A 25,744-nucleotide genomic window follows, 5' to 3' on the forward strand; every position below is an offset into this window, starting at 1 on the left:
CTTACACCGATGTAGAGAGTATAAGCCTTTAATCTATTTATGCCTCTTTGGATTTTGACATTTTAGAACGAATAATCGGCCCAATAACAATCGGTAGCACAAGCCCTAAAATAGAAATGGCCCATAGTGTAATACTTAAACCACTGTTGAAAAGAACACTCCAGTCGCCATCAGACAACACTAAGGCGTGACGTAGATTTTTTTCCATTTCAGGACCAAGCAACATACCTAAGATGACGGGTACTAATGGAATATCCACTTTACGTAAAATGTAGCCCAATACGCCAAAACCAACCATGAAGTAGAGATCAATCGCACTGTGGCTAACCGCATAAATACCAACAGAAGCAATCAAGGTCACAACAGGCATAAGATACTTAGGTGGAATACTTAATAGCTTAACGAAGATGCCAATCATTGGAATGTTAAGCAACAATAGTACGAGGTTACCCACAAACATCGCCGCAATTACACCCCACACTAAATCAGCGTTTTGTTGGAACAGCATCGGACCTGGCGAAATATTCAAAGAAATCAACATCGCCAATAGCACCGCTGTGGTACCACTACCTGGCACCCCCAAAGTCAGCATCGGTACCAGCGCCCCCGATGCAGCACCATTATTACCGGATTCTGGTGCGGCAACACCACGAGAATCCCCTTTACCAAACTCGCCTTTATCAGAAATTTTCTTTTCCAACGAGTAACTGATAAACGACCCCAAGGAAGCACCAGCGCCTGGCAATACACCAGCAACAAAGCCCAAAATGCCACCACGAACGGAGGCAGGCAAGACTCTGATAATGTCGGCGGCCGTTAATTTTAGTTTATTGATAGCTACTTGTTTTAGACCATCGCCAGCATGACGCTCGATAAAGAAAAACAACTCACTGATCGCAAATAAGCCCACAATGGCAATAATAAAATCAACACCTTCAAATAACTCAAGCATGTTGAAAGTATAGCGTTGCACACCTGTTGAGATATCGATTCCTACCGTGGCAATCATCAAACCAAGGGCGGCTGCCATAATGGTTTTAAATTGATTTTTCCCTGTTACCCCGCCTAATGTCGCAAACGCCAGGACAAACAGAGCAAAGTATTCAGACGGGCCAAATTTAAGGGCAAATTTAGCAAGAATCGGCGCTAAAATAACCAGACCGACAGTCGCAATAAAGCTACCAATAAAAGACGCAATAGCAGAAATAGCCAGCGCCTCTGCCGCCTTACCTTTTAACGCCATTGGATAACCATCCAAACAGGTCATCATGGCTGGCTCATCGCCAGGAATATTCAATAAAATGGAAGAGATACGTCCGCCATACATGGCACCAGCATAAACAGACGTTAATAAAATCAAGGAAGAAGTGGCGGATAAACCTAAACTAAACGCCAAAGGAATCAATATTGCCACACCATTGGCAGGCCCAAGACCTGGTAAAGCGCCAATCAACGTACCAAGTATGGCACCGATAATGGCAAACATAATGCTTTCTGGGGTTAAGGCCACCGCGAAGCCATGCATCAATAAAGTCATTGTTTCCATGGTTACAGCTCCAAAATACCAAGAGGTAATGCCAATTCAAGCACATAGTTGAACAAGAAGAAGATAACAATGGAGCTAACAATGCCAGTCATCACACTGTGCTTCACTGTTGCTCCCATGCGCCAGCTAATAAAACTCACCACAAGAGCAGCAGATGGTATAAAACCAACAGGTTCAATCGCCCAAGCAAAAATCAACAATGCAACGGCCACGCTTAGAAGCTGAAGCAACATGGGGACAGGTGCCCATTTCTCGTCTGGATCAGGCTTTACAATCAAGTAAATTGAACTAATAGCCAATATAATGGACAACATAATAGGGAAAGTTTCTGGACCAACACTTTCATTTCCACCAAAAGGAATGGGGAATTGTGTTGCCTCCCAACCGTAAGCAACGGCGAGAATCAGCATCAGCATGCCGAACACACGATCATTAATACGCATGTCTCTGCTCCGAGTAAGTTAAATCATTTAAATATAGAAATAGAGTCATCCACACAGGAAAAAAGCCTCACTTCCCGTGTGGATGACTGTATTTAGTGACCGTTATCGAATCAAACCAATTTCTTTCGACAAGGTATTGATATCTTTTGTTTGTTTGTTAACAAACGCAGTGAACTCTGCACCAGATTTATGGAATGGCATTAAACCATTTTTCACCATAATGCCTTTCCACTCTTTTGTTTTATAAAGCTCATTCATGGTATTTACCCACCAATCATAAGACGCTTTACTTGCATGTCCGGGTACGTAAAAACCACGCCAATTTGGAGCAATCGCGTCAATCCCCTGTTCTTTGGCAGTAGGAATGTTGTTAAATGGGGCCGGTAAACGCTTTTCAGACATAACCGCTAATACTCGAAGATCACCAGATTCCATGAACCCCTTAACTTCAGAAATATCACCAGTAAAAGCATCGATGTGACCGCCAACGACTTGGACCAAAGCTTCAGAACCACCGCTAAAAGCTAAATAACGAATTTTAGGCAGATTAGTAACGTGTGCTTCCTTGGCCGCAATCAGTACTTTTAAATGATCCCAACCACCGGAGGCACTACCACCAGCAAACTTAACGGCACTAGGATTTTTCTTTAGAGCGTTCATCATTTGAGTTAATGATGTGTATTTGGAATTTTTCCCTACCGCAATAACGCCATAATCCGCACCGAGTGTTCCCACCCATCGTACTTGATCTGCGTTTAATCCTGGGAATTGGCCTTGAGCAAGGCGAGTAGTGGTTGCGGTACTTGCAGCCACAATAAGATTGTCATCTTTTGAGCGCTTACTAACTGTGTGTGCAAAGGCTACACCACCACCAGCACCACTCATGTTAACGGTTTGAACATTACCTTTAATATATTTCTGATCAACAAGTACTTTACCAACGCTACGACAGGTAAAGTCCCAACCACCGCCAGGGTTCGCGGGCGCAATACATTCTACACTACGAGCGGGTTCGTAAGCATGGGCCTGTCCCGCAAACGCGAGTGCAACCGCACCTGAAATAAGAACAGACTTGATAGATATCTTGTTAAGCATGGTATTCTCCTGCTTGTTATTTTTGTTGTTTTTGATCTGGTATCAAAGTGTTATTTTTTATTAGTAAAAATAGCCAGTGAGCACACCTTACTACTCAAACCTGTCACCAACCTGTCACTGTTCTTATTTAATGACAATTAAATGCACTTTATTTGTAATAAACTATCAATTTGTTTATCTAAGATAATTAAAAAGTTCCATGTAAATTGTTTATAAAAAGCCGGAATTAGTTGTTATCCTTGAGAAATTAAATATGATAAGTCTTTATTGATTAATGCGTAAAAACCCCCTATTTGATACAAGCCCAGACAGATAAGAGAGCAAAAAAGAGACACGAATGAATAAAAAGGCGACGGGTATTGGTTTTATTGCCATTTTTTTATGGAGCTCTTTGGCCTTATTCACCTCACAAGTAGGTTCAGTACCTCCCATGCTGGCGATAGCCATCACTTTTAGCATGGCCAGTGTTTTTTTGACCATTGTATACTTTGTGCGCGGTGAACTCGTTCAATCCTGGAAAGACACGCCAATTAAGTCCATGTTACTAAGTGGCTCCAGCTATTTTTTCTATCACTTTTTTTATTTTTATGCATTACAGCACTCGCCAACGCTATTAGCGGGCCTATTGGCGTATTCGTGGCCACTGCTTATCATCCTGTGCCTGTCTTCACGTAAACTCAGCCGTTTTAATTGGACACACTTGATCGGTGGGATCATTGCCTTAGCAGGAACAGGCCTAATGATTCACTCAAGCACACAAATGAGCACAATATTGGACACCACCGCCAGCAATAATACGAACACGCCTCCTACCATACTGGGCTACCTTTCTGCCTTTACCGCCAGCCTCATTTGGGGCAGCTATTCACTCACTAATAGACGACGCTTAAATGTCCCCTCTTCCTGCGTCTTGTGGAATTGTATTGTCGCAGCCATACTGGCAACAGGCTTTCACTTTGCCCTAGAGCCTCATGTTTACGACTTTTCTCAAGATACATGGATCGCTATTTTAGGCTTGGGGTTTGGACCAATAGGTGTGGCCTTTTTATGTTGGGATATTGGCACAAAACGAGGGGACCTTTCTCTGTTAAGTGTTTTATCTTATACGGCCCCAGCCCTGTCTATTTTATGGACTGCGTTATTTGGCAAACAAGCGATTGGGAACGAACAAATAATAGCGGTCATCGTCGTTGTCATTGGCGTGCTAATCTCCTTCTACCGACCTAAAAAAGGCAGCCGAAAGTAAGGTGACGAATCATGCGAGATTCCATTGAAATTATGGCTTATCATGGCACAGCCCAGCCTCACGAGCACCACCACACTCAAATTGTCCTGCCCCTTGAGGGCGCTCTTTATCTTGAAGTAGAGAAAACGCAGCGTTTGGTGACAGCAGGGCAAGCGTGTTTGATTTCTAACCAGCATGCTCACCATCATTTTGCGGAACAAAGAAATCGTTGCTTGGTAATCAATAACCTAGCCTGTTGGAACAAAACACTAGAGAGCAACCAACCTTTTGTCCAATTATCCGAACAGGCTATCGCCTATTTACCTTTTTTATCCAAGTTGTCCGAAACAGGCTCCAACCCACTGGCATTAGAAAAAGCCTTAAGTCTCATCGAATATTTATTACCCATTCCTAAGGAACGCATCCAACAAAGTGATCAACGTGTTCTCAAAGCAAAACACCAACTAGACAAGCATTTTGATCAACCCAATTTAATTCAAGAACTTGCCGACGAGGTTCATCTTAGTCAAAGCCAGCTCACCATATTATTCAAACGCTATATAGGCATGACGCCAAAACAATATTTGTTGACTCAGCGTCTTAATAAAGCCAAGCAACTATTAATTGAGTCTAATAAAAGTCTTGATGACATCGCTCATCTAACGGGTATGCAAGACGCCAGTGCTTTGATCAAACTTTTCAGTAAGCATTTAAGGAAGACTCCTGGACAGTACCGAGCTCAGTCACACTAATTTCGAGTCATTCAAGTCGCGTCTTTTTAACAAGTGATAGGCGGATTTTTACCAACGATCATTTGTCATGCCCTAGCTACACTCCTCCTTTTACTCCCTATGTCACAATAAAATGAGGAAAAGGAATCATGTCATTGACCAGCACGAGAGGCACCATCATTGGCAGCATCGCCATTCTACTGTGGAGCAGTTTGGCGTTATTTACCACACAGGCAAGCGCTGTCCCGCCATTACTCTTGTTAGCCCTAACCTTTAGTGTTGCCAGTGTGCTGTTTGCCATTGTCTATCTGATAAAGGGACAGCTCGTTTCTTCTTGGCAGCAAACACCCACTCGTGCAAAATTGATGGGAGGAATCTGCTTTTTCTTATATCACTTCTGCTATTTTTATGCGTTTCAGCATGCCCCTCCAATAGAAGCGGGCTTGATTGCCTACCTTTGGCCCCTGCTTATTGTCTTAATGGCGGGGATGAGTAGCACAAACAAACTTCTTTGGACTCATCTACTGGGTGCAGTCGTCGCTTTTATCGCCACAGGCATGATGCTTCATTCTCGTGCCACGGGTTCCGACAATGAAATACAAACCACACCTCTTGGCTATGGAGCGGCGTTTGCCTGCGCATTTATTTGGTCAGGCTATTCTGTCGCCAACCGCCGTTTTAGCAAGGTGCCTTCCAGTGCTGTGCTTTGGTATTGCTTGATGACGGCTCTTCTCGCAGGCATCGCTCACTTACTATTGGAACCTTTACACTGGCATTTTGCTACGAACACTTGGGTGGCTGTTATCGGCTTAGGACTCGGCCCCGTTGGTATTGCCTTTTTCTGTTGGGATATGGGGGTTAAACGCGGCAATCTATCACTATTGGGGGTCTTGTCTTATACCGCTCCAGCACTGTCGACGGCATGGCTTGGCCTGTTTGGCCACCAAACACCAACAGACACTCAAGTGGTTGCTTGTGTGATGATCACAGCTAGCGCTCTTTTTGCAAGCCTAATGCCCACGAAACGCAACACATCACTCGTATAAAAGCCATAACAAAAACCCCCATCTCCAAATGGGAAGTGGGGGTCGTAGCGGAAAAGACTAAGTCTAATTCGCCGTTTTTAAGCCACTTGAGATAACGTTCGAGGAATACGCTGTAAACAAGCTTCCATTTCTGCCATACCATTAGGCTGGTCGACCTTAACACCTAAATCTCTCATGGTGCTGCCCAAGGCATGTAAGGTTCGAAATAGGTTATGCTCACGGCACTGCTCACCCATTTGACCAATACGTACAATCGGCTGCCCAAAGGAACCAGCAATTTCCACTCGGTACACCTCAGAAATATGGCGGCATATTTGCCCTGCGGTTAAGTCTTCAGGTAACTGAATGCCCACTACCGAGTTCAAGCGGGACGACTCAGGAATAAACAAATTCAACCCTAAACCTTCTATACCCGCCTGCAATGCTGTTGAACATCGCAAATGTCTTGCAAAACGTTGCTCCAAAGATTCATCGCAAACCAGTTTCAGAGCCTCATGCAGGGCCATGATACCCGACACAGGAGCGGTATAATGGTAGCCATCATTGTGCCAAAAGTTTTCCGCAAGCTGCGCATCAAAACACCATTGCACAACCGGCTTTTTGCGATTTTTGACCGTTTTCCATGACTCATCAGAAAAGACTAACAAAGAGACCCCAGGAATAGACGACAAGCCTTTTTGACCACCAGTAATCACCGCGTCAACTTGCCACTCATCCATTTTTAACGGCATGGTACTCAACGTACAAACCGCATCAACAACCACTAAACAGCCATAGGACTTAGCGATCTTAGCAATGTCTTCTAAAGCATGATTGAAAACCGTATTGGAGGTTTCCCCCTGAACTAGAGTCAACACTTTCGGCCGCACTGTCTCAATGGCTTTACGCACACGTTCAGGATCTGCCGCTTCCAATACTGGAACATGCAACTCGTGAACATCCGCGCCAATGCGTGTTGCCATCTCTGCCATACGATGACTAAAAAAGCCATTGTTAATACACAGAATCGGTTCCCCTGGCTCCATTAAGTTAGACACAGCCATTTCCATCGCCGCCGACGCCGGTCCCGCCACACCCAATACCCATTTAGATTCCGTCTGAAATACGTAGCGTGCCATGCTTTTTACTTGATTGATGACTTGCGCCATCACACTGCCAAGGTGGTTGATTACCACCGAGTTCGCTCGGGCAACACATTCAGGAATAGGAACTGGGCCTGCGCCCATCATTAAAAGAGGTTCAGCAGGAAGGATTTCATCTAGCGATTTCACCTGGGGACGAGAAATCCCCTTGGGCGATGAAGCAGTCATGTTAAGTAGCCTTATGGTTCGTTAAAGAATAGGAGACCACCTCACAAAAATAGGAAGAACTTTGTGAGAATATGTCCCAGGAATCGAAAATAAGAAGACACGATCGAATCGCAGTTTTTTGACATTTATCAGGATAAAATATCGTGTAATCCATATTTTCAAAATAATATTCCAAAATAGTAGCGTATTCTTCTGTAAAATAAGAGTCATAAAACTCAAAAGAGTACGATCTACCACCACGAATCTGTTTTGCATTACATATGACGTGTGTTGAATTCGCAAAGCAGTGTTTTTTACTCTGCTAGCACTCCTCGAAGTGTGCCATAATGCGCAAAATTCCCTTATACAGGATCCAATATGATTACTTGTGGTATCGAGATCAAAGGCAGCGAAGCCATTCTTTGCTTACTTTCTAAGCAAGACGGTCTTTTTCAGATCGCCGACTGTCGCCAAGTGCGTCACACATTGAACCACCCAAATGACTGTGAAAGCGTTCGCAAATTTCAGCAGATACTGAAAAAGCTGTTTGAAGATTACAAAGTAACTCGCGCAGTGATAAAAGAGCGCCCAACAAAAGGGAAATTTGCAGGCGGAGCCATCGGATTTAAAATTGAAGCAGCCATTCAACTAATTGATACCGTTCAGGTGGATTTGTTTAGTGGTGCAACGGTGAAAGAGGTGCTAAAAAACCACCCAATGCCCATACCATTCAAGGCGACGGGGTTACGCGCCTTTCAAGAAGGAGCGTTCACGGTAGGCTACATAGCTCTTTGTGAAGAATAAGTCATAAAACTCACACACTATGGTGTTTCGTTTCCGGTCAAAAAAACACGGTTAATCACCAAGAAAGAAAAGTCTGTCTTTTCTTTCTTTTATCTACTTGCTATTTCTACTCTAAACCGACCATTGCCTCATTTTTCCTAAATGTAGTGACCTAATAAAACCGCACCAAAATAATGCAATATTACAGAACGCCTTACTTTTCCATGCACCTTTTTAGTGAGAGGTGATCAAAGTCTCTATTAAATCCCTTCTCAAAAGCCAACCATAGAGGCAGAGGTAACAAGAATTTACTTGCCCAAAAATATAGCGGAGCAATAGAAGTACACAAGCAGCATTCACACAAGAAAGCATGAAAGCAGAGTCCTCCTTCAACCGTTGTCAGATAGGGGTTAACAGTATTCTACCTATGCGAATAAAAGGAAAAAATATGTGTTTTAGGAAGGTTGTCATTAATTTGTTCATAAAAGCCGCTAAGCTAAAAAACGAATAGAAACAGTCATTAGGGAAGGTAGAACACTTTCAAATACTGGCATTGGATTTGCTATAAACAATAAACCTTTACCATTTTTTGAACACCGTTCCTTAATTTGGTAACAAGCAACAAGGAGACTGAACTTTCCCAGCTGTTGCATGACGAAGGAGGATATAGATCGACTTTTCGGTGGAAAGTACATTTCACCCGACCAAGATCTTAAAAAAATATGACACAACTACTCGTATTCACAGACTTAGATGGCACCTTATTGGACCATCATACATACAGTTTTCAACCCGCTCTTTCTACATTCCAAGCGCTTCAAACTTTCACTATCCCGTGTATTTTAAACACTAGCAAAACGTTTGCAGAACTGAGCGAGTTACGCCAATCACTGCGCCACAAAGACCCGTTTATCATCGAAAATGGTGCGGCTGTCTATATTCCAAAAGAGTTAGGACTTATAAGTAATGAGGACCAGAACAAACATGCCTTAGAAGACCACGGCCATTATTGGCTGAAAGCATTTGGCCCACATAGACAAACTCTGATAGACATCACTACCCCCTTAAGCAGCCGCTTTCAATTTAAACGCTTTAGCGATATGACATGGCAAGATGTGGCTGAGCTAACAGGTTTAACGGAAGAAAGTGCCAAGCTGGCGATGCAGCGCGAGTTTACAGAGCCTATGGTGTGGAAAGATTCAGCTAATGCCCTGAACCTTTTTAGAGACACGCTAAAAGACACAGACATTCAAGTGCAAAAAGGCGGACGCTTTACTCACCTTATGGGGAAATCCTGCGACAAAGCACGCGCGATGTTATGGCTTAGTGAACGGTATGCTGCCTTTTACCAAAGCACTGTGACCAATATGGCCCTTGGGGATGGGGAAAACGATATTGGCATGTTAAGCAAAGCCGATATTCCCGTTGTGGTGCGATCACCTGTTCATGCACCACCAGAAATACCAGGACGTTACGATGCATGGCTAACAGACGCCTATGGACCAGAAGGATGGGCACAAGCCGTCAACAAAGCGCTTGCTTCACGAGGCATTGTATAACAAGAAAAACACGTATTATTTAGACGATTCGCGACCCACAATCGTCAAAACGATTTCACATTCTAGGAGACACAATAATGGGCGACTTTTACCAGAACGGCATTATCACTACGCTTCATAACTTAGCCAACCGTCCGCTTGAAGACATGGAGAGAGAGCTGTGCGAATTTGCTAAAACTCGACCAATGTCGCTTATTCTGCCTTGCTTATATTCCGAATTGGCTACTGACGCCATGCCAAACATCATTGAACACCTCAAACAAGTTCCGTATCTTGATGAAATCGTTATCGGTTTAGACAGAGCAACAGAAGCGGAGTATCGCCACGCTCTAGAATTTTTCAGTGTTCTGCCACAAAAGCACAAAGTCCTCTGGAACGATGGCCCTCGCCTTCGTGCCATCGATAGCGTCTTAAAAGGGGAGCAGCTTTCACCTACTGACCCAGGAAAAGGTCGAAATGTATGGTTCTGTATGGGTTATAATCTAGCAGCGGGTAAAGCTGAATCCGTAGCAATGCACGATTGCGATATTGTCACCTATGATCGCGAGTTACTTGCTCGCTTGATATACCCTGTCGCAAACCCCAATTTCAATTATGAGTTCTGTAAAGGCTTTTATTCGCGTACCGCAAACGGCAAGATGAATGGCCGTGTCAGCCGTCTACTGGTCACACCCTTGCTTTATTCTCTAAAGAAAGTCTTTGGAAACTTAGAATACTTAGATTATCTAGACAGCTATCGCTACCCTCTTGCTGGGGAGTTCTCATTTCGTCGTGATGTGATGACAGATTTGCGCATTCCAAGCGACTGGGGCTTAGAAATTGGTGTTCTCAGCGAGATGAAACGTAACTACTCAAACAACCGTTTATGTCAGGTTGACATCGCTGATGTTTATGATCATAAACATCAAGACCTATCAGCCGATAACGACGACGGTGGATTATCGAAAATGTCCATTGATATAACAAAAGCTATTTTCCGCAAACTGGCAACCAATGGTATTATTTTTAATCAAGAAACCTTCCGTACCATCAAAGCGACATACTATCGAGCGGCATTGGACTTTATTGAAACCTATCGCAATGATGCAGAAATTAACGGCTTAAAATTAGATGTACACCAAGAAGAACAAGCCGTTGAGCTGTTCGCCAGCAATGTCATGAAGGCAGGAAATATGTACCTTGATAACCCTATGGAAGCTCCCTTTATTCCAAGCTGGAACCGTGTTGTGAGTGCATTTCCCGGCGTTATGAAACAACTGGCGCTTGCCGTTGAACAAGACATGCAGGAATTTGGTCCGGACAAATAATCCAGTGTCCGTTTCCTCTGGTTAAGTTGATAAGACAGATGCAGGTTACAACCTCATCTCCACTATTTTCAGATATTTTTACAGGTAGACAGCTATGGAAAATACAGTGCCATCACAATTAGAGCAACGACTCATCGGTCACCTTCAGGTTCTATACCCTAATCGTGACGCCACCGAACTTGCCCGTAACTGTCTGACTACCTTTAATTTAGATCCGAAAACAGAATCCCCTCGTCCCCACAGAAGTTTATGGGATCAGTCTGACATTATGTTGATTACCTATGCGGACACCCTAAGATCTGAGGATGAGGCGCCATTAGAAACCTTGCAAAAGTTTGTCAAAACCAAACTCATCAACAGCATTTCAGCCATTCATCTATTGCCCTTTTTTCCTTATAGCTCGGACGATGGTTTTAGCGTCATGGATTACACAAGCGTTAATCCAGCATCAGGGCGCTGGCACCATATTTCGGAAATATCGAAAGACTTTAAGGTCATGGGCGATTTAGTCATTAATCACTGTTCTAGCCGTAGTATGTGGTTTGAAAACTATAAGGCGGGCGTCGATCCAGGGGCAAAATATTTTTATGAAGCAGACCCTAATGCCGATCTAAGCGCCGTTGTTAGGCCACGAACATCCCCTCTACTACGTGAAGTGCAAACCAAAAACGGCACCAAATATGTTTGGTGTACGTTTAGTCACGATCAAATAGATTTAAATTTCGAGAACCCAGACGTTTTATTAGAATTTCTACGCATTATTCGTCTGTACTTGGAAAAAGGGATCCGCTGGTTTCGTCTTGATGCCGTCGCCTTCCTTTGGAAGATCCCAGGCTCACCAAGCATCAGCTTGCCGCAAACCCATGAGATGATTCGTCTGTTACGCCTTGTCATCGAGCACTATGCGCCCGAATCCGTCATCATTACTGAGACCAATATCCCTAACCAAGAGAATTTAACCTACTTTGGTAATGCCAACGAAGCCCACCTTATTTACAACTTTTCACTGCCACCATTACTGATCAATAGTTTGGTCACGGGTAACTGCAAACACCTAAAACAATGGCTAATGAGCATGCCACCGGCTCAACAGGGCACCACCTACCTGAACTTTATTGCCTCCCATGATGGTATTGGCTTACGCCCAACGGAAGGCTTGCTAACAGATTGGGAACTGGAAACCTTAATCAATACCATGAAACGCTTTGGAGGACGCATTAGTTCTCGCACCACACCCAGCGGTGAAGCGAAGCCTTATGAGATAAACATCAGTCTGTGGAACGCTTTAGCAGGCTCAGTACAACAAGGCCCTGATCAATGGCAGTTTGCTCGATTCTATTGCGCGGCGGCGGTAATGATGTCACTGGAAGGAGTACCAGCGTTTTATATACATAGCTTTTTTGGCACAGAAAACGATGTGGATCGAGTGGATAATACAGGGCAATTTCGTTCTATTAACCGTCATATTTGGAAGATGGACGATTTAGAGCACGTCCTTAACACCCCAACCCATCACCAAAAAGTGTTCAACGCCATCACTAATTTAGCTCAGATACGGAGAGCACAAACAGCATTTCACCCCAACGCCACCCAGTACATCCTACATATGGGAGATCATCTATTTGCTTTCTGGCGCCAAAGCTTAGACCGTCGCCAAAGTTTATTTGCAATCTTCAATATAACGGATCAGCCGCAAAGCTTTAACTTATCAGAACTAAACCTTATCGCCACAGACGACTGGACCGATTTGGTCACAGACACGGTATATGAAGATCATTTAGCGAAAGTCACTTTAATGCCCTACCAATTTTTATGGCTAGCAAACAAGAAAGGTAAGGTAAAACTTGTGTAGTAAAGATAAGTTATCATGTCATCTATGCAAGCGGTGCGTATCATAAGCACCGCTTGCATAGTCTCTGTAACGAATCAGTGACTAACCGTTTTAGAAAATAGGTTAATAATCACCACGCCAATCACGATCAAGCTCATCCCCAGCCATGCGGCAAGATCCAATTTTTCACCCGCGAACAGATAACCAAACAAGGATATCAGCACAATCCCCAGTCCCGCCCAAATAGCATAGGTAATACCAGTAGGGAGTGTTCTCATCACCACACTAAGCAAATAAAAGGATACACAATAACCTATCAGAGCCATGGCCGTTGGCCCTAATTTAGAAAAGGAATCGGACGCTTTTAACGACGTTGTCGCGAACACTTCACACACAATCGCCAAACATAAAATTATGTATGTCATTCTATTCCCCTCTTATACCAATGGACTGGATTATTCTACTTACATGACTCGCTCTACTATCCGACAGTTTTTTCAAACATCGTTAATAAACTGCCTCTTCAACAATATCTTCCCCCAAAAAGCCGCCCGTTTGGTGTGCCCATAGTTTGGCATAGATACCGCCATGTTGAATCAACTCATCATGAGACCCCTGCTCCACGACATTACCTTGATCCAATACAATGAGCGTATCCATGGCTGCGATAGTAGACAAACGGTGTGCGATAGCAATCACCGTTTTCCCTTCCATCAAACGATACAAACTTTCTTGAATGGCCGCTTCTACTTCTGAATCTAGAGCGGATGTTGCCTCATCTAAGACCAACAATGGCGCATCTTTTAAAAGCACTCGCGCAATCGCGATACGTTGGCGCTGCCCACCTGAAAGCTTTATCCCTCTCTCCCCCACCATTGCATCGTACCCTTTATTGCCATAAGGGTCAGTTAACTGCAGGATAAAATCATGGGCTTCTGCTTTTTTCGCCGCCGCAATCATCTCTTCTTCTGTTGCATCAGGACGACCATACAATAGATTCTCCCGAACACTACGATGTAATAGAGAGGTATCCTGTGTCACCAATCCAATGTGAGAACGCAACGAATCTTGTTTCACCTTACTGACATCTTGCCCGTCAATAAGAATTCGCCCCGATTCACTATCATGAAAACGCATCAATAAATTGACGATGGTCGATTTACCCGCACCAGATCGACCGACCAAGCCCACCTTTTCACCCCGCTTGACCGTAAAATTAAGGTCTTCGATGACTTTTCGGTGTTTTTTCCCATAATGAAAATGAACGTGTTCGAAACAAATTTCGCCTTTGGTAATATGCAATGGTTTCGCACCAGCGTTATCTTGGATTGACAAGGGTTTAGACATGGTTTTCATACCATCCATAACCGTGCCGATGTTTTCGAATAACGAACTGACTTCCCACATAATCCACTGGGACATGCCATTTAAGCGCAGAGCTAAACTCACCGCAATCGCAATGGCTCCCACACTGATAATGCTTTCTTTCCATAGCCAAATAGACAAGCCAGCCACGGAAAAAGCCAATAGATAGTTACAAATCTGTACCCCTACATTCAGCCCCGTCACCAAGCGCATTTGCTTGTATACCGTTCGCAAAAAAAGGTCCATGCTGTCTTTCGCATAGCTGGCTTCACGCTGTGTATGTGAAAACAACTTAACAGTCGAAATATTGGTGTAACTATCGACGATACGCCCCGACATACTCGAACGCGCATCGGCTTGCTCAGAGGAAACTTTTTTCAATTTAGGAACAAAGTAAAATTGCAAAATAAGGTACAGCACCATCCAAATAAGAATAGGCACCACCAATCGAAAGTCCGCTTGCCCTATTAAAAACAACATGGAAAAAAAGTACACGATGATGTATACCGACACATCCATCAGCTTCATGACACTTTCCCGAACCGCCAGGGAGGTTTGCATGACTTTTGTTGCGACGCGGCCAGCAAAATCATCCTGAAAAAATGTCATACTTTGTTTCAGCACATAGCGGTGAAACATCCAGCGTATGCGCATAGGGTAATTCCCCAGCAAAGTTTGATGCAGGACAGCCGAGTGTAAAAATGACACTAACGGCATCGCCACCAGCACCACAACCCCCATCGTAATAAGATGAGCACTTTCATCCTTTAAAAAGGTATCGGGGTTTTTCTTGACCAACCAGTTGACCAATTGGCCCATAAAGCTGAACATCGTCACTTCCAAAACCGCAATAGTGGCGGTTAATATCGACATGACAAGCAGAGGGATTTCGACTCCTTTTGAATAGTATCGACAAAAAGCGAACAACGTATTGGGCGCTTCACGCACCTCTATTTCAGGGTAAGGATCCACCCATTTTTCAAAAAAACGTAACATATGCTTCCTTGTTCATTAATCTTTGACGCTTCGACAAACATTAATGCTAAGATCTATGATAAAGATCAAAGTCATTGAGAAAATCCGACTAGTCTACTACTAAATAGTGGCAAAACAGGGCAAAACCTTGCTTAAAAAAGCAACTGTCCACAGTGCTTACACATTTCAAAGGAATGATATTGATTATAAGCCCTTATAATATCCGACCCAGCATCAGACAAAAGCCTAAATCGAAATTTGATGCTCTATTTCTCTATATTGATGCGCAGCTAACTTTATGAAATTAACCTTACCTGTTTTTTTAGTACTCGGTCTTTTGGCTGGCATTACGCCACTGGCGATCGATACGTATTTACCCAGCATACCCACCATTGCATTGAGTTTAAATGTTCCCATTCATTTGGTACAAATGACACTCAGCATGTACTTAATTGTCTTTGCTGTGCTACAAATTTTATTTGGCCCTATTTCCGATGCCATTGGTCGCCGCAAAGTTGTCGTTGCAGGCCTCTCTTTTTTCATTGCTGGTAGCATTTTTTGTGCGTTCTCACATAGCTTCAGTACTTTGATCATTGGTCGTGCCATACAAGCTGTTGGCGGTGCAGCGGTCGCCGTCAGCATTCCGGCATTAGTCAAAGACGGCCTTTCAAGCGACCAATTTGCCAAAGCCATGTCCATGGTCATCCTAGTCATGTCCATAGCACCTTTGGTTGCCCCCATTGTAGGGGGAGCGATTTTAACCTTATTTAATTGGCACTTTATTTTTATCTTCTTAGCGCTTATCGCGGCCGTAGCCATCTGGCTATTTTTAAAGACCATCCCAGAAACATTACATAAAGATAATCGCTCACCGTTATCCTTTAAATCTGCCCTAAGTAATTATGGTGTTATTCTGAGAAAGCCTGCTGTGGTGGGTTACATTCTGGCGGGATCCTTTCAGTTTGCAGGCTTAATGTGTTTTGTAACAGGATCATCATTTGTCTATATTGAACTATACGATGTGGCACCCTCCCATTTCGGCTTTCTATTTGGCCTCAATATCATCACCATGATGATTGCCACGACGATTAATAATCGCTTTGTCGAAAAAGTTGGTATTGAATATTTGGTTAAATACACTGTCAGGGTGTTATTCGGCGCCACCGTTGCAATGATTGTCTTAACCTTCTTTAAACATCCGCCTCTGGCTGCACTCGTCATCAGTTGTATGCTGTTTACCGGATGTATTGGTATCTTAGGTAGCGGCTTTATGGCGGGTGCATTAAAGCATTCTGGCAAGCATAACGGTAGTGTCGCAGCCTTAGCAGGAACTTTACGATTTTCTTCTGGGGCATTGAGCGGTGTCATCGTCAGCTTGCTAGACAACGGCACCTTTATCCCCATGCTTGGCACCATGGCAGCGTGTGGTGTGCTATGTGTGATAACTTATCAAATTGTCATCAGGTACTTCGACTCCCCAGAGTTAGAAGAGGCCGCATAAATCTAATAAAGACTTTTCAATCGGTTAACAATGTAATGGTCGTGCAAATATTTAGCATTCCGTTTTATAATCCCCTAAGCCATAGCGGGCTTTAAGGAAAGATGACAATAAGTGCAGATCGGTTATTGTTCCGGCATGGCCTGAATAACAAGCGATTAGAGGCTTGTAAGGCGAGCCATATGATCATCCGAGATGCACAAGGCGTATTCGCCTCTTCTTTCAGATGTAAAAGAATGGAGAACTCATGTTAACAACCGACTCAATATTAGAACAAGTCAAAGGCGCACCAGATCAAGTACAGTTTAAAGAAGTCATTAGCGTCATTGAAAACGAATACACCTTCACTGCAACCTCGTTTACTAATGGCCAACTAGTCAATGGGCTAAACGAAAACAATGGCTCCTGTAAAATTTTTTACTTTGCTCAATTACATCAGCTTTCTCCTGAAGAAACCTTACCTTTATTTGGTCACTTCTACCGCATCGACGTGTTAGAAAATCCAGAAGGGACAGATCATCAAAACATTCGTCAATTTATGCAACATGGTTGGGATGGCATCACCTTTGATGGGGTGGCGTTAAGCAAAAAAGCCGAATAATCAATTGTTCGGCTCGAACAAGCCAGTCTTCAACTCTATACTGGCTTGTTAACACAACAGTGCTATCCATAGTGCCTTTCCCTATGAATAAGCCCTATGAACGTGAGGTAGAGATGGATTTATTAGCATTTGATTTGGATGGTACCTTATTAAATCAGGGTCAGCGTCTATCAGACTATACATGCGACACACTAGAACGATTAAAAGCCGCCGGAATAGCGTATACAGTGGCCACTGGACGCACGCATTTTGCCGCAAAGCCCTGTATCGCAGGCCATGACTTTCCTCTCTGGCAAATTTTCAAAAACGGTGTGGAATGGTGGAATCCCAACAGCCAAACCTATCGCCATCGCAACTTTTTAACTCCTGAGTTAATTTCCCAAACACTCTTATCTTTCGAAATGCACGAGATCACGCCATTCGTGTTTTGTTTGGATGAAAACGGCTCACATAAAGTCTACCACCCAGCACTAAAAGGCCGATTGAGCGATCACATTGCCAATGAATTAGGCAGCCACGATCAACTAAGCCTTCACCCTATTGAAGAACTCGATCCTCACGCTGTTATCACAAACATCAGTGCATTAGGTCGACCCGAATTAATTGAACGCATTGTGGTAGACAGTCGTGAACACAAACACATCACCGCCTATTCCGGTGGTGGCATTTATAATAAAGACGCTTATTGGTTGGATATACACCATAGCGGTGCATGTAAAGGCTCTTCTTTGATGGAATTGAAAGAGGAGATAGGAGCTCAACGTGTTATCGCATTTGGTGATGGGGATAACGATCTAACCATGTTTGCCATGGCAGATGAAGCATACGCCACAGACAACGCCTTAGAACATATAAAAAAGGCAGCAGACAATGTAATCGGCCACCATGATGAAGACGGTGTTGCTCGATATTTACGTGAACGATACAGTCTTTAACCGTTTTTCCAGCTAGTATAGGTTATATCACCATGATTCATCAAAAAGGCTAGTATATCGACCTTTTTGACGAATCATCAATTTAGATCAATTAACACTCAAAATGACTAAAAATGTGATCGTTTTTAAATAGGGTTGTTTTTGACTTTGATCATCCCCATTTACTTAATTACAACAAAACAGGCTTTACGCAGTCATGATTATGACTCATGATTGTCTTAATAAAGATAAAGATATTTTTGGAGAGACACTATGTTTGAATTTATAATGTTCGTAGCTGCTTGTGCTGCCATTGCATTTTTTGCAGTGACTATTCAGAGACAAGTTTCTCAGCCCAAAAAAACTATGCAGCCGATTAAAATTGAGACTGAGAAAAAAACCCCTAAGCGCATGCCTCATCGCCGCTATTACTAATGCTTGGCCACTGCAGGTCTGGTACAGTACAGACTCACAGTTCAAGTTGACCGCTACCATGAAGGGTCACCTACCAAGAAAGTAACGCACAACGAAAAGCTATTTATCTTCGATGAGTGGCTTTTTTTATTGTTTATTCCTTCCTCTTCTTCAGCCACCAATATTGTACTCTTTTAGTTTATTCGCAATCGCACTATGACTTAATCCCACAGCTTTCGCCAAACGCCGAGTGCTCGGAAACTGTGGGTACAATTGCCGCAATAACTGTGACTCCCATAACTTCAGCGTTTTATCTAAAGAGCCATCCACAAGCTCAAGCGCTATTTCTTCGTTCCGATCATCGGTTAAGACAAGGTCATCGGCATCCCATTGGCTTTTCCCCAAACCAAGTGATTGTAAACATACATTCTCTAACTCTTTGATATTACCCGGCCAAGAGTATAACGACATCTTGACTAAAGCCGCTTTAGTCAAGCTTGGCATAGGGACACTGTAACGCTCACATAACCCTTGAAGTGTCTGCTGAACCAGCCCCTTAAGATCATCTGTACGCTCTTTTAGTGAGGGAACACGCAATTGCAAACAAGATAATGCAAAATACAACGTCGAATGGATCTGTTCGCCAATCTGTTGCGTTTTCGGCAAAGAAGTCAATCCGATAAGCCTTACTTTTCTTTGTTCACTGGTCGAATGCTCTGGCTGACGCAATAACCAATTCGCCAAATCTACCTGCAGTTCTGGCGCCAAATATTCCAATTCTTCAATGGCAAACCAGCCAGAAGCATGATCCAATTTAGCAATGTCCTCAGCACTTATCTCGCGAGCATGACGAAGCATCAGGGCACCACCGTCCGCTTGCTGCTCTAACCAATACTGATATAAAGCACGCAGTAACTCTTTTTTACCCGTCCCTACATCCCCATACAACAATAAGGGCTCTGACATGATAGAAAACGCTTTGGCTTTTTGTAGCATGTCGCACATGGCCGCACTTTGAATGACGTCCTTCTGAAAATAAGTTTCAAGATGCTTTTCAATATCCGGTGCCTGTTTAAAATGCTCTGTTTGCCGGTTCAACCTTGCTTGGGATTTTAAATGAATAACCGCACCGGCTGGATTAGCATGACCCTCTCCATCTGGAACAAAAATGGGCTTCATTTCCAAAAGAACCGATTTATTTTGCAGACGAATACGCTTACTGATTCCCTCTGCCATGTCTTCCCAAGCCATTCTGGAGAAATTCACTCCTTTGATAAACTGCTGTAACGGCTTTCCCACTAATGCGCCAATCGGCACTCCCAGATCCGCCGCAGCCAACTCGGTGGCCATAGTGATATAGCCTTTTAAATCCACCGCAACAACGCCATCTGGCAAGGCTTCAAGCAAGGTATTCAAGGCGTTATACTCACGCTCCGAGGGCGTAAACATAACAGTCTTAACGTCCTCAACCCCATCAAGACGACGAATATCCGCTAACAAAGACTGCAAATCAGCAAAAGGAATATCGGGAAAACCGCAATACAAACATCGGCGCTTTGAGTCCGTTTCAATCAAGCGAATATCAATTTGGTAAGGGATAAAAAAATCAAGAATCCCCCTTATCATGCCAATTCTATCTTCACACTGGATCTCTAAACGCATAGTTTTCTCTGTGGTAAATATTCTCTGTCGTAAACGATAGTATGTGAATAACATCACTATTTCAGTGATCAAGCGCAACCCATAAACTCACCACGCGCGCCCCGTTCGCATGGATGTCAATTACTTGACATTCGTAGTTAACAACAAAACATCACGCTGAGGAGCAAAGGTTTCATAAAGGGGCAGCACCGCCGCCCCCATGGTTACTCCTGTCGCTGTATGCTGAGCAACACTAATCGTAGGCACAGGCAAAACGCTTTGCTGATTAAGTAACCGAGTCATATGACGAATCAAATGATCAACAACTGCAACGGGTAAACGCCCACCAATCATGATCATCTGCGGATCATGCAATGCAATCACCGCGCTGAGGGCTGGTTGTATTTCTTCAGCAACCTCGCCACTCCATCTATCAATTAAACCCACAACATCTGGTGCTTTCCAAGCCTCATGCGACTGTGGATATTCTTGAAGGTGATGGGCAAAAAACCGCCTTAATGAGGAAAGAGATAACGCTTCAAGAATCCAACGACCATGCTTACCCGATAAGGTAGGAATTAACCCAAAGCTACCCGCTTTACCGTGAGCACCAAGATAGCACTCACCATCCGCAACAATACTGCCCCCGCAAGCAATACTGACAAATAGATAGAAAAAGTGCCTTACCTGAGTCCCTTGAGCAAACAATAATTCACTGGTTGCCGCCGCAACAGCATCGTTTTCTTTATAGCACATTAAGCCCGTTTCACTGGCTAACCAGGTCTCAAACGCATCGGATTGCCAATAGGTTAATTCTGCCTGTAAGCGAACTAAATCCACTCGCAACTCGCTATCAGTCACTAACGAGTCTAGCCAACCATCCATATAATCCGGCTTCGCCAAACCAATCCCTTTAACTTTTATCCAATCGTCCTGAAGGCGCGCTTTCACTTCACTGATCAACTCACTTGCAATGTCTTTTGCCACTTGCTCCGTTGGAAACGGCACATCCCGTTCCAGAGATAAAACACAATGCCCACTAAAATCCAGCAATACTGCACTGATATGATCACGGTCAACATTGATTCCCAGTCCATAGGCTCCTTGGGCATTAATGCTTAGCTTAACCGATGGTTGACCACGCTTTCCACGCACTTTACCTGACACTTCAAGCAAGCCTTGATCCAGTAAGGATGAAGTAATCACCGAAATGGTTTGTGTACTAAGTCCTGTTTCTTCGGCAATTGTCACCCGAGAAATGCCGGGGCGCCGGCGCACTAAATGCAAAATAATTCGTTCGTTATAAATGCGACTTTGTTCTGATGTGCTGCCAAGGGATTTCATAAACATGACTCTTTGGTAAATAATAAAACGCTCTATGGTTGAGTATTGACCCGTGATAATGAGATGACGAAAGAAGATGGATTTAAGGGACAAAAAAGCGCTAGTATTCTGTTATCTCTGGTCGTTACTATGTCTAAAAAAGAGCGTAAAAACAATCATAAAACCCATTAATATCAATAATAAGGAAAACCATATGAGCACACTTCCCAACTTTCGTTCTGTGGGTTTTTTACAGCAGCATATAGACTCCACTATGCATTTTTATCATCCTGCCTGTATCGACCCTAATGGTGGCTTTTTCCAATTTTTTAAAGATAACGGCGATATTTATGACAAAGACACACGTCATTTAGTCAGCAGTACTCGATTTGTTTTTAACTACGCCAAAGCTTATCAGAACCAACCCAAAGTCGAATATTTAGCGGCTGTGCAACATGGAATACACTATCTAAGGGAGAGACATAAACGAGATAATGGCGGGTATGTCTGGCTGCTTAATAAAGACACCAATCTTGATGAAACCAATCACTGTTATGGTCTCGCTTTCGTCTTACTGGCTTACTCCTGTGCCTATCAAGCGGGCCTAACGGAGGCCTATCCATGGATTCAAGAAACCGTCGATTTATTAGAAACGCACTTTTGGGATGAACAATATGGCCTGTATAAGGATGAAATTTCCGCAGACTGGCAGCAAGTTTCGCCTTATCGAGGGCAAAACGCCAATATGCATACTTGTGAAGCAATGCTTGCCGCTTATGATGCCACGGGAGAAACCGCTTATCTGGATAGAGCCATTCTCCTTGCTGAAAACATTTGCCAACGACAAGCCAGTCTTGCCGGAGGAGAAATCTGGGAGCACTATACCCAAGATTGGCAGATTGACTGGGAATACAACAAAAACGATCCGAAACACTTGTTTCGCCCTTGGGGATTCCAACCGGGCCACCAAACCGAGTGGGCCAAACTGTTATTATTGATTCACCAACGAGTCAACCTAGAAAAACAGACTCAGAGCGGGTTCGTTGATAAAGCAATCTATCTCTTCGATCAAGCCTGGGAAAAAGCATGGGATGAGAAAAATAAAGGTCTTTGCTATGGCTACGATCCCGAAGGGAATATTTGTGATGGTGATAAATACTTCTGGGTTCAAGCCGAATCCTTTGCCGCCGCCGCTATGCTCGCTCAAGCGACAGGCAAAGACGTCTACTGGCAGCGTTATCAGGCTATTTGGCAGTACGCTTGGCAACATATGATTGATCATAAGTACGGCGCTTGGTTTCGTATTTTGCAGCAGAACAACCAAGCATATGACGATTGCAAAAGCCCTGCTGGAAAAACGGACTACCATACAATGGGGGCCTGTTATGAAGTCATCTCTCAACTGACTCGAAAAAAGTAATTTGATGCCATAATTCGGGGCTGATCGTTCTATTTGACACGTAAATACAGTATCATGAAGCAAGTGCAAATTGACATGAGCCCCTTATGCAGCTAGATAAAATCGATCTAAACCTACTTCGTTATTTAGACTCCCTGTTACGCGAACAAAATGTGACTCACGCTGCTAACCAGCTGGGGATTACCCAACCAGCCATGAGTAACGGCTTAAGACGTCTTAGAGATCTTTTCCATGATCCATTATTGGTTCGCACCAGTGATGGCATGATGCCAACAGCACTGTCTATTCAATTACAGCCCCGCGTACAACGCATTCTTCAATCTGTAGATGAAGTGCTGCACCTTGGCCAAAACTTTGAAGCAGAATCCAGCTCACGCGTCTTTCGCATTATGGCAAGTGACTATGCGGAAGCCACCTTAATTCCTCCGCTAATGAAAAAGCTGCAAAGCGAAGCACCAAGTGTCATTTTAGACGTCATGAATCCGAGTGATGTTAGTTTTCATGATGTGGAAAAAGGCAAAGTTGATCTGGTGATTAACCGCTTCGATACATTACCGCAGTCTTTTCATCAGAAATCCGTTTGGGTAGATCGCTTCTCCTGCTTATTACCAGCCGATTCGGACATAGCAAAAAACTTTACGCTGGATACATATTTGGCAGCTTCTCACGTGTGGGTCAGCAAAACAGGTTTTGGTGTAGGGGTTGGCATTCAACCTGAAGAAGTACAAAAGCTTGGCTGGGTAGATGGTAGCTTAGCCGACCTTGGTTTTAAGCGAAACATTCGTCTTTTCACGCGCAACTATAACGTGGCGATGCGATCTACGGAACAATTGGGCTTAATTGCTACGTTACCCTCATTGGCAACCAAACTGATGGAAGGTAACAAAAATGTTGTGGTCTTACCGCCTCCTTTTGATATTCCTCCCGTTGAACTGAAGATGCTTTGGAGCCCATTACTGCAGCACGACCCAGGCCACATATGGTTACGTTCGACCATCGCAGGGTGCGCAAGAGCCATTGCCGAAAACAACCACCTATAGGCACCATAAGGCAGTCTTGCTTATTGACCGTTCAACATAAACCAGCGAAGACATATTGTTATGTTGAACGGCACACTGAGAAACTACAGTCTTCAAGCTTGCCTTATATAAGGCAAGCCGAACTCTCAATACCCTTTATTGAGTTGGTCTTGTGCTTCTTGAGCATTTTTTACAGACACTTTTAGATCCTTAATGCGACCATTATTAATGCTGTAACACCATCCATGCACATGCAACTCCTGGCCGATACGCCACGCATTCTGCACAATACTACTCTGACTCACATTAGCAACCTGCTCTATAACGTTCAATTCACACATACGATCAAAGCGCTCACAGTCATCGCCAATGGCATCCACTTCTGCTTTATGCAAGCGATAGACATCTTTAATATGACGTAGCCAATTATCGATTAGGCCATGCTCACGGGAATCCATTGCGGCTTTGATACCACCGCAGCCATAATGCCCGACCACCATAATGTGTTTCACTTTTAGCACATCCACCGCAAATTGAATCACGGATAAACAATTCAAATCGGTATGAACCACCACATTGGCAATATTACGGTGAACAAACACTTCACCGGGCAACAAGTCAACAATCTGATTCGCTGGCACGCGACTATCAGCGCAACCAATCCACAAATATTCAGGACGCTGCTGTTGGGATAAGGTGGAAAAAAATTCAGGATCTTCCGCTGTGACCTTTTCAGACCAAGCTTTATTCCTCTCAAAAAGCGTATCCAAACTATTAGGCATGTTTTATAACTTCATCCTTTTTGATACCAACGAAAATAAATATTAGCAGTCAACGCCAGATTGCTAAGTTGTTTGACGGCTTCCTTGCCGGCATAAGAGGCTTTATGTATATGTGGCGTCATACAAAGTAATTGCTGAATCTCCTCTTGAGAGGACAAAGAAAACGAATAGCTCAAACTGGATTCTTGAATAAGACGAAAATCCTCCATTCCTTCTCTATAGGGCGCTTTGTATTCATGGATAGATGGATACAAAATCTGACGCAGTTCGATTAAATGATCGGGACCTGCATCAACTAATAATAATACACCACCATCCGACAAAACACGCTGAAATTCAGAAAAAGCAGGAAAACCAAACAAGCATAAAATGGCATCAAAACGCCCCGCTGGGGTAGGCAAGCTAGCATTACTACCTACCACCCAAGACGTTGATTTATCTCGTTTACTGGCCGCCGCGACCGCCCATTTAGAAATGTCTACTCCCACGCACTCGGTAACCATTGACGAGTCGGCCAAACGTTTCGCTAAATGTTGCAGGTAATAGCCTTCACCGCAACCCGCATCCAATATGCGAACAGTGGGTTTCGCATTCAAAACCACAGGCCAAGTGCGCGTAATTTCTTCGACAATTGGAAAATAATGACCTAATTCTAAAAAAGATTGACGCGCTTGCACCATCTCTTTGCTGTCACCAGGCTGTTTAGAGCGCTTATTTTGCACTGGCAACAAATTAACGTAGCCTGATTTAGCCAAGTCAAAAGTATGACCGTTGGCACAACGTAAACTTCTCTCTTGTTGGTTTAGAGGTAATTGATCGATAGGGCACGAAAGGCTTTCTAACGTTGACACAATGCTTCCAAAATTTATAAATTTTACCTAGTTTATGGACATCATTCCCGATAGACAAGCCAGGAAGGTGACTTGTTCTGTTAAAA

General features: G+C 43.7%; 23 protein-coding genes. 13 read left to right on the forward strand and 10 right to left on the reverse strand.

Annotated elements, in window-relative coordinates:
* Nucleotides 1-37: 37 nt before the first annotated feature.
* The 3 genes from AC0VYG_RS13875 to AC0VYG_RS13885 all read right to left on the reverse strand — a co-directional run bounded on the left by AC0VYG_RS13875 (nucleotide 38) and on the right by AC0VYG_RS13885 (nucleotide 3,084).
* Nucleotides 38-1,546, reverse strand: coding sequence for a tripartite tricarboxylate transporter permease (locus AC0VYG_RS13875; protein ID WP_475428573.1), 1,509 nt, complete (start codon nucleotides 1,544-1,546; stop codon nucleotides 38-40).
* A gap of 2 nt (nucleotides 1,547-1,548) precedes the next feature.
* On the reverse strand, nucleotides 1,549-1,989 hold the full coding sequence (locus tag AC0VYG_RS13880) for a tripartite tricarboxylate transporter TctB family protein (protein ID WP_067015057.1): 441 nt from the start codon (nucleotides 1,987-1,989) through the stop codon (nucleotides 1,549-1,551).
* A 102-nt stretch (nucleotides 1,990-2,091) separates the two neighbouring features.
* Complete coding sequence (locus AC0VYG_RS13885; RefSeq protein WP_475428574.1) at nucleotides 2,092-3,084, reverse strand: Bug family tripartite tricarboxylate transporter substrate binding protein; 993 nt, start codon at nucleotides 3,082-3,084, stop codon at nucleotides 2,092-2,094.
* 337 nt (nucleotides 3,085-3,421) lie between these two features.
* Between AC0VYG_RS13885 and AC0VYG_RS13890 the strand changes: the two genes are divergently transcribed.
* From AC0VYG_RS13890 to yddG, 3 genes are all read left to right on the forward strand, one after another.
* A complete protein-coding gene (locus AC0VYG_RS13890) occupies nucleotides 3,422-4,330 on the forward strand; it encodes a DMT family transporter (protein ID WP_475428575.1) in 909 nt (302 codons plus the stop codon).
* An 11-nt stretch (nucleotides 4,331-4,341) separates the two neighbouring features.
* Nucleotides 4,342-5,061 carry a helix-turn-helix domain-containing protein gene (locus tag AC0VYG_RS13895; RefSeq protein ID WP_475428576.1) on the forward strand — a complete coding sequence of 240 codons (720 nt, stop codon included), beginning with the start codon at nucleotides 4,342-4,344 and terminating at the stop codon, nucleotides 5,059-5,061.
* A gap of 128 nt (nucleotides 5,062-5,189) precedes the next feature.
* Entirely contained in the window at nucleotides 5,190-6,086 is an 897-nt protein-coding gene (yddG, locus tag AC0VYG_RS13900; protein ID WP_475428577.1) for an aromatic amino acid exporter YddG, read from the forward strand.
* A 77-nt stretch (nucleotides 6,087-6,163) separates the two neighbouring features.
* Here yddG and AC0VYG_RS13905 read toward each other — a convergent pair whose 3' ends face one another.
* Nucleotides 6,164-7,396, reverse strand: a complete 1,233-nt coding sequence (locus AC0VYG_RS13905) for a pyridoxal-phosphate-dependent aminotransferase family protein (RefSeq protein ID WP_475428578.1) — start codon at nucleotides 7,394-7,396, stop codon at nucleotides 6,164-6,166.
* A 357-nt stretch (nucleotides 7,397-7,753) separates the two neighbouring features.
* On the opposite strand from AC0VYG_RS13905, the gene AC0VYG_RS13910 reads away from it, so the two are divergent.
* From AC0VYG_RS13910 to AC0VYG_RS13925, 4 genes are all read left to right on the forward strand, one after another.
* A complete protein-coding gene (locus AC0VYG_RS13910; protein ID WP_475428579.1) occupies nucleotides 7,754-8,179 on the forward strand; it encodes a DUF3010 family protein in 426 nt (141 codons plus the stop codon).
* Between the two features lie 701 nt (nucleotides 8,180-8,880).
* Nucleotides 8,881-9,717 carry an HAD-IIB family hydrolase gene (locus tag AC0VYG_RS13915; RefSeq protein ID WP_475428580.1) on the forward strand — a complete coding sequence of 279 codons (837 nt, stop codon included), beginning with the start codon at nucleotides 8,881-8,883 and terminating at the stop codon, nucleotides 9,715-9,717.
* Nucleotides 9,718-9,794: 77 nt separating this feature from the next.
* Nucleotides 9,795-11,024 carry a glycosyltransferase family protein gene (locus AC0VYG_RS13920; RefSeq protein ID WP_475428581.1) on the forward strand — a complete coding sequence of 410 codons (1,230 nt, stop codon included), beginning with the start codon at nucleotides 9,795-9,797 and terminating at the stop codon, nucleotides 11,022-11,024.
* A 94-nt stretch (nucleotides 11,025-11,118) separates the two neighbouring features.
* A complete protein-coding gene (locus AC0VYG_RS13925) occupies nucleotides 11,119-12,876 on the forward strand; it encodes an alpha-amylase family glycosyl hydrolase (protein WP_475428582.1) in 1,758 nt (585 codons plus the stop codon).
* Nucleotides 12,877-12,950: 74 nt separating this feature from the next.
* Here AC0VYG_RS13925 and AC0VYG_RS13930 read toward each other — a convergent pair whose 3' ends face one another.
* Both AC0VYG_RS13930 and AC0VYG_RS13935 read right to left on the reverse strand, forming a co-directional pair.
* Nucleotides 12,951-13,280: a DMT family transporter gene (locus tag AC0VYG_RS13930; RefSeq protein WP_067015074.1), complete on the reverse strand. Its 330-nt coding sequence runs from the start codon at nucleotides 13,278-13,280 to the stop codon at nucleotides 12,951-12,953.
* 82 nt (nucleotides 13,281-13,362) lie between these two features.
* Nucleotides 13,363-15,216 (reverse strand): ABC transporter ATP-binding protein, encoded by a 1,854-nt coding sequence (locus AC0VYG_RS13935; RefSeq protein ID WP_475428583.1) that lies wholly within the window; start codon nucleotides 15,214-15,216, stop codon nucleotides 13,363-13,365.
* Nucleotides 15,217-15,493: 277 nt separating this feature from the next.
* On the opposite strand from AC0VYG_RS13935, the gene AC0VYG_RS13940 reads away from it, so the two are divergent.
* From AC0VYG_RS13940 to AC0VYG_RS13955, 4 genes are all read left to right on the forward strand, one after another.
* On the forward strand, nucleotides 15,494-16,696 hold the full coding sequence (locus AC0VYG_RS13940; protein ID WP_475428584.1) for a Bcr/CflA family multidrug efflux MFS transporter: 1,203 nt from the start codon (nucleotides 15,494-15,496) through the stop codon (nucleotides 16,694-16,696).
* A gap of 244 nt (nucleotides 16,697-16,940) precedes the next feature.
* Nucleotides 16,941-17,294 (forward strand): HopJ type III effector protein, encoded by a 354-nt coding sequence (locus tag AC0VYG_RS13945; protein ID WP_475428585.1) that lies wholly within the window; start codon nucleotides 16,941-16,943, stop codon nucleotides 17,292-17,294.
* An 83-nt stretch (nucleotides 17,295-17,377) separates the two neighbouring features.
* On the forward strand, nucleotides 17,378-18,229 hold the full coding sequence (locus tag AC0VYG_RS13950; protein WP_475428586.1) for an HAD-IIB family hydrolase: 852 nt from the start codon (nucleotides 17,378-17,380) through the stop codon (nucleotides 18,227-18,229).
* A gap of 252 nt (nucleotides 18,230-18,481) precedes the next feature.
* The gene (locus tag AC0VYG_RS13955; RefSeq protein WP_475428587.1) at nucleotides 18,482-18,643 is read left to right on the forward strand and encodes a hypothetical protein; all 162 of its coding nucleotides are present in this window, start codon (nucleotides 18,482-18,484) and stop codon (nucleotides 18,641-18,643) included.
* A 150-nt stretch (nucleotides 18,644-18,793) separates the two neighbouring features.
* On the opposite strand, the gene AC0VYG_RS13960 is transcribed toward AC0VYG_RS13955, so the two are convergent.
* Together AC0VYG_RS13960 and AC0VYG_RS13965 are read right to left on the reverse strand one after the other, a co-directional pair.
* A complete protein-coding gene (locus AC0VYG_RS13960) occupies nucleotides 18,794-20,284 on the reverse strand; it encodes a TyrR/PhhR family helix-turn-helix DNA-binding protein (RefSeq protein ID WP_475428588.1) in 1,491 nt (496 codons plus the stop codon).
* A gap of 120 nt (nucleotides 20,285-20,404) precedes the next feature.
* Entirely contained in the window at nucleotides 20,405-21,607 is a 1,203-nt protein-coding gene (locus AC0VYG_RS13965; protein ID WP_475428589.1) for an ROK family transcriptional regulator, read from the reverse strand.
* Nucleotides 21,608-21,800: 193 nt separating this feature from the next.
* On the opposite strand from AC0VYG_RS13965, the gene AC0VYG_RS13970 reads away from it, so the two are divergent.
* Nucleotides 21,801-23,006, forward strand: coding sequence for an AGE family epimerase/isomerase (locus AC0VYG_RS13970; RefSeq protein ID WP_475428590.1), 1,206 nt, complete (start codon nucleotides 21,801-21,803; stop codon nucleotides 23,004-23,006).
* Nucleotides 23,007-23,092: 86 nt separating this feature from the next.
* On the forward strand, nucleotides 23,093-24,046 hold the full coding sequence (locus AC0VYG_RS13975) for a LysR family transcriptional regulator (protein ID WP_475428591.1): 954 nt from the start codon (nucleotides 23,093-23,095) through the stop codon (nucleotides 24,044-24,046).
* A gap of 125 nt (nucleotides 24,047-24,171) precedes the next feature.
* Here AC0VYG_RS13975 and can read toward each other — a convergent pair whose 3' ends face one another.
* Together can and AC0VYG_RS13985 are read right to left on the reverse strand one after the other, a co-directional pair.
* Nucleotides 24,172-24,807 (reverse strand): carbonate dehydratase, encoded by a 636-nt coding sequence (can, locus tag AC0VYG_RS13980; protein ID WP_475428592.1) that lies wholly within the window; start codon nucleotides 24,805-24,807, stop codon nucleotides 24,172-24,174.
* Nucleotides 24,808-24,818: 11 nt separating this feature from the next.
* Entirely contained in the window at nucleotides 24,819-25,658 is an 840-nt protein-coding gene (locus tag AC0VYG_RS13985; protein ID WP_475428593.1) for a putative RNA methyltransferase, read from the reverse strand.
* Between the last annotated feature and the right edge of the window lie 86 nt (nucleotides 25,659-25,744).

It is taken from the genome of Marinomonas sp. 63XJN7_7_ISO-PGPR-S23-202 (assembly GCF_056173505.1).